Below are 12717 nucleotides of genomic sequence, written 5' to 3'. Positions count from 1 at the left end.
CGGCCCGTACGGCCCCCCGCCCGGCGCGGCCGACGACGGCCCCGACGAGATCCCCACCAGCCGGCTCGGCGCCCGCCGCCCGGCCCCCACGGCCGACGACGACGGCGGCCCGCCCACCCAGTTCGGCGCCCCGCCGCTGGACGACGAGCACGACGGCCCTCGTCCGCATCCGGCCGACGCGGGCCCGCCGACCGGCGCCTACGACCCGTACACCGACGACTACGACGACCGGCAGGGTGACGACGACCTGGGCCGTGACGACCGGGGCTACGAGAGCCGGGGCTACGACGCCGACCCCCGCTACGACGACCGCCACGGCCCCGCCGGGTACGACGACGGACCCGGCTCCGCCGACGGCGGCCGCACCGGCGTGCTCGCCCCCGAGCGCCCGCAGGACGACGACTACGACGACTACGAGGACCACGGCGAGCTCGCCGCCGGCGCCGTCGAGGAGGACGAGCCCCCGCGTCGCCGCTCCGGACGCCGCGGTGCCGTCACCGACAGCGGTGCGCAGCCGCCCGCGGGCCTCGACGGCGACACCCCGGCCGGTGCGGCCGGAACCGGCCAGGCCTGGGCGGTCGTCATCGCCCAGTGGATCGGCGGCGCCGTCGCCGGTGCGGCGATCTGGGTGCTGTTCCGCTACCTGTGGACCTCGCTGCCGATCGTGGCGCTGTCGCTCGCGGTCGTGCTGACCGTCGGGCTCGTGCTCGGCGTGCGGGCCCTGCTGCGCAACGACGACCTGAGGACCACGTTGTTCGCGGTGCTCGTCGGGCTGCTGCTGACCGTGTCCCCGGCGATCCTGGTGTTGTTGGACCGGTAACGATGAGCGACGGTGTGACGACTCCACGATTCGTGACATCGTCGCGCCCGTCCACCGCCGACCTGCCCGGGGCGGCACCCGTCGCGCTGTCCACGGCCTCGGTCTACCCGGAGGGCGTCGCCGCCGGGTTCGAGATCGCCGGTGAGCTGGGCTACGACGGCGTCGAGCTCATGATCTGGACCGACCCGGTCAGCCAGGACCCGCGCGCGGTCGAGCGCCTCGCGCACCGCCACGGGGTGCCGATCCTCGCCGTGCACGCCCCCTGTCTCGCCGTCACCCAGCGCGTCTGGGGGGCCGACCCGGTGCACCGGCTGCGGCGCACCGTCGAGGTCGCGGCCCGGCTCGGCGCGCGCACCGTGGTGGTGCACCCGCCGTTCCGCTGGCAGCGCCGCTACGCCGGCGTCTTCGCCGACGAGGTCGTCCGCGCCCACGAGGTCCACGACGTCACGCTGCCGGTGGAGAACATGTTTCCGGTGACCCGCGGCGCGATCAGCACCGTGCCCTACGCGCTCGGCCACGACCCGACCGAGGTCGGGTTCGGCGCGTACACCCTCGACCTGTCGCACACCGCCGCGGCCGGCGTCGATGCCCTCGACCTCGCCGGGCGGATGGGGGACCGGCTCACCCACCTGCACCTCACCGACGGCTCCGGTGCCCCGCGCGACGAGCACCTGGTCCCCGGCCGCGGGGCGCAACCGTGCGCCGAGGTGTGCCAGCGCCTGGCGGACTCCCGGTTCGCCGCGGACGGCGGCACCGTCGTCCTGGAGGTGTCGACCCGGCGCTGCCGGACCCGGCAGGAGCGCACGGCGCTGCTCGCCGAGTCGCTGCTGTTCGCCCGGCTGCACCTCACACCGACGATGTCCGCCGCCGCCCCTACCCGTGGGTAACATGCCCGCATGAGCAGTACGACGGTCCGGCCCTTCGCCGACTCGCACGTGATCGAGCACCTCGGGGACGGCCGGTTCCGCGCCCGGCTCGACGAGACCTGGGCGATCGGGGACAAGGCCTTCGGCGGTCTGCTGATGGTGCTCATGGCCAAGTCCGGGCTGGCCCGCCTCGCGGCCGACGACGCCCCCGCGCCCGACCCACTGGCCGTCGCCGTGGACTTCCTGCGCGCGCCCGACCTGGGCCCGGTCGAGATCACGACCGACCCGCTCAAGATTGGGCGGACGGTGTCCACGGTCGCCGTGCGGCTGCACCAGGAGGGCAGGCTCATGCTGCACTCCACCGTCACCGCCGGCGTGCTGCCGACCGAGGTCCCACGCCTGGACGGCGGCTCCGCGCTCGCCGTCGAACCGGATCCGGACGCGCTCGACCCGGCGTCGGCCGAGGGCGGCGCGCGCGGCCTGGCCGCCGCCTGCGAGCTGCGCTACCCGCGCGGCGCGCTGCCGTTCCTGCGCGGCGAGACCGGTCCGCCGGAGATGACCGGCTGGGTCCGCCCGCGCGGCGAGGAGCCGGACGTGTTGTTCGCGCTGATGGCCGGCGACATCCTGCCCCCGACCGTGTTCAACCTCGGCGGGACGTTCGGCTGGGCGCCGACGGTGCAGCTCACCGCGCTGCTGCGGGCCCGCCCCGCCTCGGGCTGGCTGCGGGTCGGGTCCCGGTCCCGCGCGGTGTCGAGCCCGCCCGCCGGCGGCGGGGTGTCGAGCGCGCAGTTCGACGAGGACGTCACCGTCGTCGACGCGCGCGGCCGCACCGTCTGCCAGGCCCGGCAGCTCGCCCTGGCCCCGCTGGCCCGCTGAGGGGTTCCTACGCTGCCCCCATGACGAGGATCGCGGTACTGGGCGGGGGACGGATCGGCGAGGCGCTGCTCGGCGGGCTGCTGGCGGCCGGGCGGGACGCCGGTGACCTGGTGGTCGCCGAGCGGTACCCGGCGCGGGCGCAGGAGCTGACCGCGTCGCTGGGGGTCGCCGCGGCCCCGGTCGACGAGGCGGTGCGCGGGGCCGGGACGGTCGTCGTCGCCGTCAAGCCGCAGGACGTCGTCACGCTGCTCGGCGAGGTCGCCGGGGCGCTGGAGCCGGGCGCGCTCGTCGTGTCGCTGTGCGCGGGACTGCCGACCTCGCTGTTCGAGGGCGCCCTGCCCGACGGCACGCCGGTCGTGCGGGTCATGCCGAACACCCCGATGCTGCTCGGCGCGGCGATGTGCGCGATCTCCCCGGGTGCGCACGCGACCCCCGCGCACCTCGACGAGACCGAGGCACTGCTGTCCACCGTCGGCGCGGTGCTGCGCCTGGACGAGGCGAAGCAGGACGCCGCGACCGCGCTGTCCGGCTCCGGGCCCGCGTACTTCTTCCTCGTCGCCGAGGCGATGATCGAGGCGGGCGTCGGGCTGGGCCTGACCCGCCCCGACGCGACCGAGCTGACCGTGCAGACCGCGCTCGGTGCCGCGCGGATGCTGCGCGAGACCGGCGAGCACCCCGCGGTGCTGCGGGAGAACGTCACCTCGCCGGCCGGGACGACGGCGGCCGCCCTGCGCGAGCTGGAGCGGCACGGGTTGCGTGCGGCCCTGGCCGACGCGGTCACCGCGGCGCACGACCGCTCGGTGGCGCTCGGTCGCGGCTGACCCGGGCCGTCGGTCCCTCGTTCAGCTCATCGTATGACGCAAAGTCACACGGACGCGCCGTGCTGTAGCACGATCGGGCCCCCTCTGGCGGACCGATCGTCACATCCGCCCCGGTAGACTGCATCTGCATCCCCCACCACCGGGCGAACCGGGGAACCCGTCTCGGGGGAGGAAGGCGGTGCCCCATGGCGGCGGAACGTCACGAGCCCCTACGGCCGTCCCAGGTCCAGTTCCTGACGGTGGCCGAGGTCGCGTCGATGATGCGCGTCTCGAAGATGACCGTGTACCGGCTCGTGCACTCCGGCGAGCTGCCCGCCGCGCGGGTCGGTCGTTCGTTCCGCGTGCCGCAGCGCGCGGTCGAGGACTACCTGCGCAACGCCTACTTCGACGCGGGCTGATCCCCGGTGGGGTGAAGGCCGGTACGCCCGGGTAGACTGGTGAACCGGCTGCCGACCCCCACCGGTCGCATCGCGTCGTCGCTCCGCTCCGGCGGGCGTCGCCCGGCCCGCGCCTCGTGTCCACGTGCACGGATCGTGCGGGCGGCCCACTCCGAGGTCACCCGGTGGAGCGGTCGCTGACGATCTGCGTCGACACAGGAGGAGCACCCACATGGGCTCGGTCATCAAGAAGCGCCGCAAGCGGATGTCGAAGAAGAAGCACCGCAAGCTGCTGCGCAAGACCCGGGTGCAGCGCCGCAAGCTCGGCAAGTGACTCGCGCACCGGCCGCGCCCCCGCTCCCCGCGGGTGCGCGGCCGGTGTCGTTGTGGCGGTCCGTCCCCCGGACGGACGCGTCGCGCACCTCACGTGCCCGCGTACCTGCCCGGTGTGACGGGCCGGGACTACGATCGGCACGATCTCGCGTCAGCACCCGGTGAACGGAGCTCCCATGGACCGGCCGACCCCGAACGTCGTGCTGGTCACCGGGGTCAGCGGCTTCCTCGGCGGGCACCTCGCGGCCCGGCTGGCGGCCGACCCGGCCATCGACCGGGTGCTGGGCGTGGACACCGTCCCCCCGCCCCGGGATCTGCTGAAGCGGATGGGCCGCGCCGAGTTCGTGCGCGCCGACATCCGCAACCCGCTCATCGCGAAGGTCATCTCCTCGGCGAACGTCGACACCGTCGTGCACGCGTCGCTCTCGGCCAGCCCCGCCTCGGCGGGCGGCCGCGCGACGATGAAGGAGATGAACGTCATCGGCACGATGCAGCTCCTCGCCGCGTGCCAGAAGGCGACCAGCGTGCGCCGGGTCGTGCTCAAGTCGACGACCGCGGTCTACGGCTCCAGCTCCCGCGACCCCGCCGTGTTCGACGAGGCCATCGGGGCCAAGGACCTGCCCTCGGGCGGGTACGCCAAGGACGCCGCGGAGATCGAGGGCTACCTGCGCGGGTTCAGCCGTCGCCGCCCGGACGTCACCACCACGGTCCTGCGGTTCGCCAACTTCATCGGCCCGCGGATGGACACCGTGCTGTCGCGCTACTTCGCGCTGCCGGTCGTCCCCACCGTGCTGGGCTACGACGCCCGGATCCAGCTGCTGCACGAGGAGGACGGCCTCACCGTGCTCGAGCGTGCCGCCACCCACGAGCTGCCGGGCGTGTTCAACGTCGCCGCGCACGGGGTGCTGATGCTGTCCCAGGCCATCCGGCGCGCGGGCAAGATCGCCGTCCCGGTGCCGAGCGGCGCGGTCGGCCCGGTCAGCAGGGTGCTGCGCGGCGCGCGCGTCGTCGACTTCTCCCCGGAGCAGATGCGCTTCCTCAACTTCGGCCGGGTCGTGGACCTCACCCGGCTGATCGACGACTTCGGCTTCGAGCCGCGGTGGACGACCACCCAGGCCTTCGACGACTTCGTGCGCGGCAAGGCGCTGGCGCCGGTGCTCGGCCCGGAGCGGATCGCCTCGCTCGAACGGGGCGTGCTCGGTCTGGCCCGGTCGCTGCGGTGACGGGGCGGGACGGCGGCATGCGGGCGCGCGAGCAGGGACGGCCGGGCGGCCGCGGTGGTACGACGAAGGGCGACGGCATGGCCGAGGCGCGGGTGATCCCGATCCGGGGCAACCGGGGGCCTGCCCGGCCCGCGCGGGCGGAGGAGCCGGCGCGGCCCGTTCCGGTCGCCTCCGCACCCGAGCCCGAGGACGACGAGGGCCCGGCCTGGGAGGCCGCGCTGGAGCAGGTCCTGGAGTTCCTGCGCCGCCGGCTCGCGGGCGACTACCCGATCGACGAGTTCGGATTCGACCGCGAGCTCACCGACGCGATGGTGCTGCCCGCCCTGCGCCCGCTCTACAAGCGCTGGTTCCGCGTCGAGACCATCGGCACCCACCACATCCCCGAGACCGGTGGCGCGCTGATCGTCGCCAACCACTCCGGGACGCTGCCGCTCGACGCGGTGATGACGACCGTCGCGGTGCACGACGACCACCCGTCGCACCGGCACCTGCGGCTGCTCGGCGCCGACCTCATGTTCACCATGCCGGTCTCCGGCTCGCTGGCCCGCAAGGCCGGCGCGACGCTGGCCTGCAACCCCGACGCCGAGCGGCTCATGACCTCCGGCGAGCTCGTCGGGGTGTTCCCCGAGGGGTTCAAGGGCATCGGCAAGCCGTTCCGGGACCGCTACAAGCTGCAGCGGTTCGGCCGCGGCGGGTTCGTCTCCGCCGCGCTCCGCACCGGGGTCCCGATCATCCCGTGCTCGATCGTCGGCGCCGAGGAGATCTACCCCAAGATCGGCGACCTCGCACCGCTGGCCCGGCTGTTCGGCGCGCCGTACTTCCCGGTCACGCCGACCTTCCCGCTGCTCGGCCCGGCGGGGCTGATCCCGCTGCCGTCGAAGTGGTACATCGAGTTCGGCGAGCCGATCCGCACCGACGACCACACCCCGGCCGACGCCGACGACCCGATGCTCGTGTTCAACCTGACCGACCAGGTCCGGGAGACCATTCAGCACACGCTGTACCGGCTGCTGTCCCAGCGGCGCAACGTGTTCCTGGGATGATCCGGCGGCCGGACCCGCTGCGGTGGCTCTGGTACGCCGCCGGCGGACGGCTGCGGTGTCGCTGCAGTACGCGCTGTTCGTGATGGAGGAGTCCGTCGAGCACCGGGTGACGAAGGCCGGCTACCCCGCGGGCACCGCCCGCGCGACGCGACGGGAGGCCACCGCCGACGGGCCGGCCGAGGCCGCCCGCCGCTACGCCGAGCGCTACCGCGGGGCCCCGCCGCCCTGAGCGGCCGGGCGGGTCAGCGCTTGCGGTAGGCCATCCCGGCCGCCACCGCCCCGGCGACGGCGCCCGCGCCGAGCACCGAGGGCACCCCGATCCGGGCGGCCTTGCGCCCGGTCCGGAAGTCGCGGATCTGCCAGTTGCGGGCCTTCGCGACGTCACGCAGCTCGGAGTCCGGGTTCACCGCGACCGCGGTGCCGACCGCCGAGAGCATCGGGACGTCGTTCACCGAGTCCGAGTACGCGGTGCAGCGACGCAGGTCCAGCCCTTCCGACGCGGCCAGTGCGCGGACAGCGTGCGCCTTGGCCGGGCCGTGCAGGATCTCGCCGACCAGCCGTCCGGTGTAGAGCCCGTCGACGGACTCCGCGACGGTGCCCAGCGCCCCGGTCAGTCCGAGCCGCCGCGCGATGATGCGGGCCAGCTCGATCGGCGTCGCGGTGACCAGCCAGACCCGCTGGCCGGCGTCGAGGTGCATCTGGGCCAGCGCCCGGGTCCCCGCCCAGATCCGGTCCGACATCAGCTCGTCGTAGATCTCCTCGCCGAGCGCGACGACCTCGTCGACCGGACGGCCCGCGACGAACGACAGCGCGGTGTCGCGGTGTCCCGCGATGCCGCCCTTGTCCTCCCGGCCGCCGACCCGGAACTTGATCTGCTGCCAGGCGAAGCCGGCCATGTCGGAGGTGGTGAAGAACTTGCGCGCGGCCAGGCCGCGGGCGAAGTGGAAGATCGACGCGCCGACCATCATCGTGTTGTCGCAGTCGAAGAAGGCGGCGGCGGTGAGGTCGGGCGGCGCGCCGTCCCCGCCCTCCGGGCCGTCGGGGTGGTCGTCGGCCTCGGCGGCGACGGCCGCGGCGGCGGAGGCCTGACCGGCCCGCTGCGCGGAGTCGAGGGCGGTCGCCCGCTCCAGCACCCCCGGCTCCTCGGAGAACCCGGTGTGGGTGGGCGGGTGAGACTCGCGGGTCCCGCTCTGGTCGAGAGGGGGGACGGACCCGGGATCACTCACCACGGCGGCCTTCCTGGTGCGACGGCGTCTCGCGTCCCGAGGGGATCGGGGCGCGGCCCCAGCCTACTGCCGGAACGCGGGAGCGGGCCCGGCCTCCGGTACGTGACACATGTCGACGCACCGGGTACCGGGCCCGTACCCGCGGTGTCCGGAGCGGATCAGCCGAGGGTGACCGGGCCGAGGCCCGGCAGCAGCGGCGGGATCGTGATCGGCGGCAGCAGGCGGTCCTGCTCCGACGACGACTCGGACGAGCTGCCCGACCCGCTGTCGGAGGCGGTCGACCCACCACCGTTCAGCAGCGGCAGCCCGCCGCCCTGCTCCGAGGACCCCGAGGTGGTCGGGGCCTGCGAGGTCGAGGTCGCCGGACCGGAGGTCGGCGACGGCGTGCCGGTCGCGGTCTCCGACGGCGTCACCGGCGCGGACTGCTCGACGGCCTGCGCCGAGGACGGCCCGCCCGCGGTGCGGCACTCGCCGGGCACCGGGCCGAGGTCGTCGACGGTGCCGCCGCTGTCCGCGGCGCAGCCGGTGCCGGCCCGCAGCGCCTCGGCCCGGGAGAGCACCCGGTCCAGCAGGCGGATCGCCTCCGAGGTCTCCCCGCGGCTCTCGGCGGGCAGGTCGGACTGCAGACGGGTGATGCGCCCGGACTGGGCGGCCGCCCAGGTCCGCAGCTCGGCCAGGCGGGAGGTGTCCGCGCCGTCGGTCCCGGCGCCGGTGAGCATCAGCCTGCTGCCGGTGCTGGTGGCCCGGTCGAAGTCGCCCATCGCGGACGCGACCGCGTCCGGCGACGGCGGTGTGGACCGCGCGACCAGGCTCTCCAGCTCGTCGACCCGGGAGCGGGCCAGGTCGAGCTGGCGGGCGGCCTCGGCCTGCTGGCCGACGGTGAACACCCCGCCGACGCTCTCGCTGGCGCGCTTCATGCCGTACATCGCGTCGCCGGGCAGGGCGTCGCGGCTGGCGGTCGAGGTCACGCCGGCGATCACCGCGAGCGCGGCGAACCCGCCGACGACGACGCCGAAGCGCTTGCGCACGCTCGGACGGCGGCGGTCCAGCATCCGGGCGCCGGCCTGCGCAGGGCGGGCGGAGTCGTCGCGGCCGGGGCCGGCCTCGGCGTCGCGGGCCGGTCCGGCCGGGGCACCCACCTGCTCCGGATGGTCCGGGTGGTCCGACGGCAGCACGTGGCGGCCGCGGCGCGGACGGCTGCTGCGTCCGGTCGGGTCGTCCGCGGCCGGGGCGTGCTCGCCGGCGGCGCGGCGGTTGGACACCGCGTCCCAGTCGAGGTCGTCGGCGATCGGAGGGCCGATCGGCGCGGTGAGGTCGGCCTGGTCGACGCGGTCGAACCGGTCGCCGAACGGGGACCCGCCGGACTGCTGTCCGACGCCCTCCTGGGCCAGCACCTCGAACAGCCGCGCCCGCATCCGGGCCGAGGAGTGCGGATCGGGCGAGAGATCACGCCGCGAACGGTCCAGCGCGGCGGCCAGCGCGATCTCGTGCGCCAGCTCCTCCGATGCAGGGGCACCCGCCGGCGCACGGTCGAAACCGTCGTCGCCGGGGTACCCGTCGTCCCATGCCCTGGGCATGCCGTCCGTCCTCACTGCAGTCTCGCGCTGCTCGTCGGCGCGTGTGGCGCCGTCAGTGCACGCCGGTCTGTACAACGACCGACCGCGGACGAGGTTACGGCCTTCAAACCGTTCACCGCATCGAGTAGTGCGTTCGGCGCAGTGATCGACACACCCTCTCGCGTTCCGGCTGATCCGGCGGCAGACCCGCTCACCGCAGACCGTCCGGGAGGAGCTGCGCCAGACGACGCACCGCGCGGTGCTGCAGCGCCTTGACCGCACCCTCGTTGCGGTCCATCAGCTCGGCGGTCTCGGCGACCGACAGGCCCTTGAGGAACCGGTACTGGATGCATTCGCGCTGGTCGGAGTTGAGCTTGGCGATCGAGGCCAACAGCTCGTCGTTGGTGGCCATGTCGAGTACCTGCTGCTCGGGACCACCGGTGCTGGGCGACAGCTCGACGATCTCCGAGGTCGTCTGCTCCAGCCGGAACCGGCTGGACTTGACGTAGTCGAAGATCAGGTTCCGGGCGATGGTGACGAACCAGGCCCCGATGTCGCGGCCCTGGTAGCTGACCGAGGAGATCCGGCGCAGTGCCCGGACGAAGGTCTCCTGCGTCACGTCCTCGGCGAAGGACCGGTCGCCCATCCGGAACAGCACGTACCGGTAGACCACGTCGTGGTAGCGCTCGTAGAGCTCGCCGAACGCGGCCGCGTCGCCGGCCTGGCAGGCCTCGACCAGGGCCCAGGAGCTGTTCGCGTCCTCGACGGCGCGGGCGGCCTCGTCGGCCGGGTCGGCCTCCGGGCGCTGCAGCTCCTGCGAGATCTGCGGTGCCTGTCGTGGCATCGGCATGTCCTGCTCGGTACGGCCGGGCGGACCCGACCGGGTGGTCCGGCCGTCCGGGCGGTGTAGGGCGGGGCCTGCGGGGTACGTGGGGGGAGCGTCGACCAGGGGAGCGGACGCGATCGGCCCCGTCGGCTGGGACGGTGCAGAGGTCGCTGAAGTCACGGACACCTCCCCGTCCGGCTGGGGGCGGACGGTGTCGGGTCTGTCCTGGCCGGGTTCGGGGGCCCGGTTCGGACGGACGGTCTCGGGGATGGTCTCGGAGCGCTGCTGTCGGAGCAGGCGGTGCGGTCGCATCGGCCGGGTCATGGATCCCGGGGGGTCGGACGGGGTACGGCTCGGCGGGCGACCCGGCCGGCGGGGACCGCCGGCGCGTCCCGCGCGGCGCGGCGCGGTGTGCGCCGTGGCGCGCTGGCGTCGAGCTGCATGCCACTCCCTCGGGTGAGTCGCGCGACGAACCGGCGGTTCACGCGTTGAACTTCATGTAGCGGCGGAGCATAGACGTCTGTCGAGTGGCGCAACGCACTCGCCGCCTCTCGTCGCGTGCCGTTCCGGCGAGCGGCCCGATACGCGCGGTGGACGAACCGTGCGCGAAGCGTGTCCGAATCGACACGTGGCGTACACAGCGGTGAGCGGTCCCTCGGGACACGACGGTCGTGGCCGGGTTTGGAACACTGGCGGCGACGCGTGCCGACGAGCCGACCCCGCCCCGGCGGGTCCGAGGATGGAGACCGCCGTGCCGAGTTCCGACCCCGTGCCGGGCCACCGTCCCGACCGGCCCACCCACCTCGCCGACCTGGTGGCGCGCAACGCCTCCGAGCGTCCGGGTCACGACGCCGTCCGTGACCTGTCCGGCGCGGCGCCGCTCACGCTGACCTGGTCGGCGTTCGACGCCGCGGTCTCCGCCGAGGCCGCCCGGCTGCGTGCGGCGGGTGTCCGCCACGGCGACCGGGTCGCGATCGGCCTGCCCGACGGCGCCGGCTACTGCGTGGCCCTGTTCGGCGCGCTGCGGGCAGACGCGGTCGTCGTACCGTTCGGCGCGGGCTCGGTGACCCGCGAGCTCGAGGTCGTGCTCGACCAGGCCCGGCCGGTCGCGGTCGTCGCCCGGCCCGACGACGCCGTCGCGGCCGGCTGCGCCGAGGGCGTCGGCGCGACGCTGCTGGGCCCGCCGGACCTGGCCGCCCCGGTCCCGGACGCCCCGGTCGACCGGGCTCCCGCCGACCCCGAGCGCATCGCGCTGGTCGTGTTCACCTCCGGCACCACCGGGCGCCCGCGCGGGGTACAGCTGTCGCACCGCGCGCTGCTGGCCAACCGCGAGCAGGCGGGTGCGCTCCGCCCGGCGCCGGTCAACGGGGTCGACCGGGTCCTGCTGGCGCTGCCCCTGTTCCACGTCTACGGCCTCGCCGCCGGGCTGCTGCAGGTCTGCTGGACCGGCGCGACCGTCGTGCTGCCCGGCCGGTTCTCCCCGGACCGGCTGGCCGAGACGGTCGTCGAGGAGCGGGTCAGCGTCGTCGCCGGGGTGCCGTCGATGTTCCGGATGCTGCTCGACCTCGGCCCGGAGCGGCTGCGCGCCGCGATGGCCGGGGTACGGCTGTGCACCTCCGGCGGGGCGCCGCTGCCCGCGGGCTGGCTCGCGGACTTCCGCGCGGCGAGCGGGCTGGACCTGCACGAGGGCTACGGCCTCACCGAGGGCGGGCCCGTCGTCACCAGCAACGACCTGGGCCGACCGGCCAAGCCCGGCTCGGTCGGGCAGGTGCTGCCCGGCGTCGAGCTGCGCCTGGTCGATGCCGACGGGCAGCCGATGGAGCGCAGGCCCGCACCGGAGCCCGAGCCGCGCGGTGCGGACCCGCTGGACGACCTGGACTACGACGACGGCTCCGACCCGTCCGACGACACCGGACTGATCGCGGTGCGCGGGCCGAACCTGTTCTCCGGCTACTGGCCCGACGGCTCCGGCGGCCCGGGCGAGGACGGCTGGTTCGTCACCGCCGACGTCGGCTACCTCGACACCGACGGCGACCTGCACCTCGTCGACCGGTCCTCGGACCTGGTCATCGTCAACGGCTTCAACGTCTACCCGCGCGAGGTGGAGCAGGTCGTCGCCGAGCTGGACGCGGTGGCCGAGGTCGCCGTCGTCGGGGTGCCCGACGACCGGACCGGCGCCGCGGTCAAGGCCGTGATCGTGCCGGTCGCGGGCGCCGAGCTCACCGAGGAGACGGTCGCCGCGCACTGCGCGGCCCGGCTCGCCCGGTTCAAGCGGCCCGCGGTCGTCGCCTTCGCCGACGAGCTGCCCCGCACCCCGACGGGCAAGATCGCCCGAAGGACACTGGCGAGGATGTGAGATGCGCGTACGACTGCTGACCCGGGTGGGCTGCCACCTGTGCGACGACGCCGCCGAGGTGCTGGCCCGGGTGTGCGCCGAGACCGGCACCGGCTGGGACACCGTCGATGTCGACTCCGACGACGAGCTGCGCGCCGAGTACGGCGACCAGGTGCCGGTGGTGCTGCTCGACGGTCGTGAGCACGACTCGTTCCGGGTGGACGAGGAGCGCCTGCACGCGTGGCCTGGCGGCCGGCCGGTGCCCGAGCTGGTGGAACGAAAACCCGGCATTTTCGACTAGTCCGCGTAGAGACGCAGATGTCGCCCACAAGACGGTGTGTCCGGCATCAACGACCGCCCGTGAGATTGACAGCAGCGGGTTAAGGTGTCCGGGACCACCGATACAAGTGAACAG

At 74.7% G+C, this 12717-nt stretch carries 13 protein-coding genes and 1 pseudogene; 11 read left to right on the top strand and 3 right to left on the bottom strand.

The genetic code is table 11. The features are described 5' to 3' along the window. The 9 genes and pseudogenes from NH602_RS19910 to NH602_RS19870 form a co-directional block, all read left to right on the top strand. Positions 1–820, top strand: a pseudogene (locus NH602_RS19910) (hypothetical protein); the annotation flags it as partial. 32 nt (positions 821–852) lie between these two features. After that, positions 853–1707 (top strand): sugar phosphate isomerase/epimerase family protein, encoded by an 855-nt coding sequence (locus tag NH602_RS19905; protein WP_374210219.1) that lies wholly within the window; start codon positions 853–855, stop codon positions 1705–1707. 9 nt (positions 1708–1716) lie between these two features. Further along, the gene (locus tag NH602_RS19900; RefSeq protein ID WP_253068588.1) at positions 1717–2562 is read left to right on the top strand and encodes a thioesterase family protein; all 846 of its coding nucleotides are present in this window, start codon (positions 1717–1719) and stop codon (positions 2560–2562) included. Between the two features lie 20 nt (positions 2563–2582). Continuing rightward, positions 2583–3383, top strand: a complete 801-nt coding sequence (gene proC, locus NH602_RS19895) for a pyrroline-5-carboxylate reductase (protein WP_253068587.1) — start codon at positions 2583–2585, stop codon at positions 3381–3383. A 185-nt stretch (positions 3384–3568) separates the two neighbouring features. After that, positions 3569–3781, top strand: a complete 213-nt coding sequence (locus NH602_RS19890) for a helix-turn-helix domain-containing protein (protein WP_253068586.1) — start codon at positions 3569–3571, stop codon at positions 3779–3781. A gap of 211 nt (positions 3782–3992) precedes the next feature. Further along, on the top strand, positions 3993–4094 hold the full coding sequence (locus tag NH602_RS19885; protein ID WP_010241351.1) for a 30S ribosomal protein bS22: 102 nt from the start codon (positions 3993–3995) through the stop codon (positions 4092–4094). Between the two features lie 175 nt (positions 4095–4269). Next, positions 4270–5316: an NAD-dependent epimerase/dehydratase family protein gene (locus tag NH602_RS19880; protein ID WP_253068585.1), complete on the top strand. Its 1047-nt coding sequence runs from the start codon at positions 4270–4272 to the stop codon at positions 5314–5316. 77 nt (positions 5317–5393) lie between these two features. Continuing rightward, positions 5394–6359 carry a lysophospholipid acyltransferase family protein gene (locus NH602_RS19875; protein ID WP_179763011.1) on the top strand — a complete coding sequence of 322 codons (966 nt, stop codon included), beginning with the start codon at positions 5394–5396 and terminating at the stop codon, positions 6357–6359. A 22-nt stretch (positions 6360–6381) separates the two neighbouring features. Further along, positions 6382–6588 carry a DUF5313 family protein gene (locus NH602_RS19870; protein ID WP_308292863.1) on the top strand — a complete coding sequence of 69 codons (207 nt, stop codon included), beginning with the start codon at positions 6382–6384 and terminating at the stop codon, positions 6586–6588. Positions 6589–6601: 13 nt separating this feature from the next. Here the strand turns inward: NH602_RS19870 and NH602_RS19865 are convergent, their stop codons facing one another. The 3 genes from NH602_RS19865 to NH602_RS19855 form a co-directional block, all read right to left on the bottom strand. Next, a complete protein-coding gene (locus NH602_RS19865; RefSeq protein WP_062398055.1) occupies positions 6602–7492 on the bottom strand; it encodes an HAD family phosphatase in 891 nt (296 codons plus the stop codon). A gap of 251 nt (positions 7493–7743) precedes the next feature. Then, positions 7744–9162, bottom strand: coding sequence for a DUF5667 domain-containing protein (locus NH602_RS19860; RefSeq protein WP_253068584.1), 1419 nt, complete (start codon positions 9160–9162; stop codon positions 7744–7746). 190 nt (positions 9163–9352) lie between these two features. Continuing rightward, positions 9353–9991: a sigma-70 family RNA polymerase sigma factor gene (locus tag NH602_RS19855; protein ID WP_062398051.1), complete on the bottom strand. Its 639-nt coding sequence runs from the start codon at positions 9989–9991 to the stop codon at positions 9353–9355. Positions 9992–10718: 727 nt separating this feature from the next. Here NH602_RS19855 and NH602_RS19850 point away from each other — a divergent pair. Further along, positions 10719–12323 (top strand): class I adenylate-forming enzyme family protein, encoded by a 1605-nt coding sequence (locus NH602_RS19850; RefSeq protein ID WP_253068583.1) that lies wholly within the window; start codon positions 10719–10721, stop codon positions 12321–12323. A 1-nt stretch (position 12324) separates the two neighbouring features. Beyond that, positions 12325–12603 (top strand): glutaredoxin family protein, encoded by a 279-nt coding sequence (locus NH602_RS19845; RefSeq protein ID WP_253068582.1) that lies wholly within the window; start codon positions 12325–12327, stop codon positions 12601–12603. Positions 12604–12717: the final 114 nt, after the last annotated feature.

Source organism: Pseudonocardia sp. McavD-2-B, assembly GCF_024124365.1.
GTDB classification, from domain to species: Bacteria; Actinomycetota; Actinomycetes; order Mycobacteriales; family Pseudonocardiaceae; genus Pseudonocardia; species Pseudonocardia alni.
This window is presented reverse-complemented; position numbering and strand designations above follow the sequence as displayed.

Excerpts from the sequence above, each read along its gene's own strand:
- NH602_RS19845 (WP_253068582.1), top strand. The coding sequence starts at position 12,325 with ATGCGCGTACGACTGCTGACCCGGGTGGGCTGCCACCTGTGCGACGAC.
- NH602_RS19875 (WP_179763011.1), top strand. The coding sequence starts at position 5,394 with ATGGCCGAGGCGCGGGTGATCCCGATCCGGGGCAACCGGGGGCCTGCC.
- NH602_RS19890 (WP_253068586.1), top strand. The coding sequence starts at position 3,569 with ATGGCGGCGGAACGTCACGAGCCCCTACGGCCGTCCCAGGTCCAGTTC.
- NH602_RS19860 (WP_253068584.1), bottom strand. The coding sequence starts at position 9,162 with ATGCCCAGGGCATGGGACGACGGGTACCCCGGCGACGACGGTTTCGAC.
- proC (WP_253068587.1), top strand. The coding sequence starts at position 2,583 with ATGACGAGGATCGCGGTACTGGGCGGGGGACGGATCGGCGAGGCGCTG.
- NH602_RS19900 (WP_253068588.1), top strand. The coding sequence starts at position 1,717 with ATGAGCAGTACGACGGTCCGGCCCTTCGCCGACTCGCACGTGATCGAG.
- NH602_RS19880 (WP_253068585.1), top strand. The coding sequence starts at position 4,270 with ATGGACCGGCCGACCCCGAACGTCGTGCTGGTCACCGGGGTCAGCGGC.
- NH602_RS19885 (WP_010241351.1), top strand. The coding sequence starts at position 3,993 with ATGGGCTCGGTCATCAAGAAGCGCCGCAAGCGGATGTCGAAGAAGAAG.
- NH602_RS19855 (WP_062398051.1), bottom strand. The coding sequence starts at position 9,991 with ATGCCGATGCCACGACAGGCACCGCAGATCTCGCAGGAGCTGCAGCGC.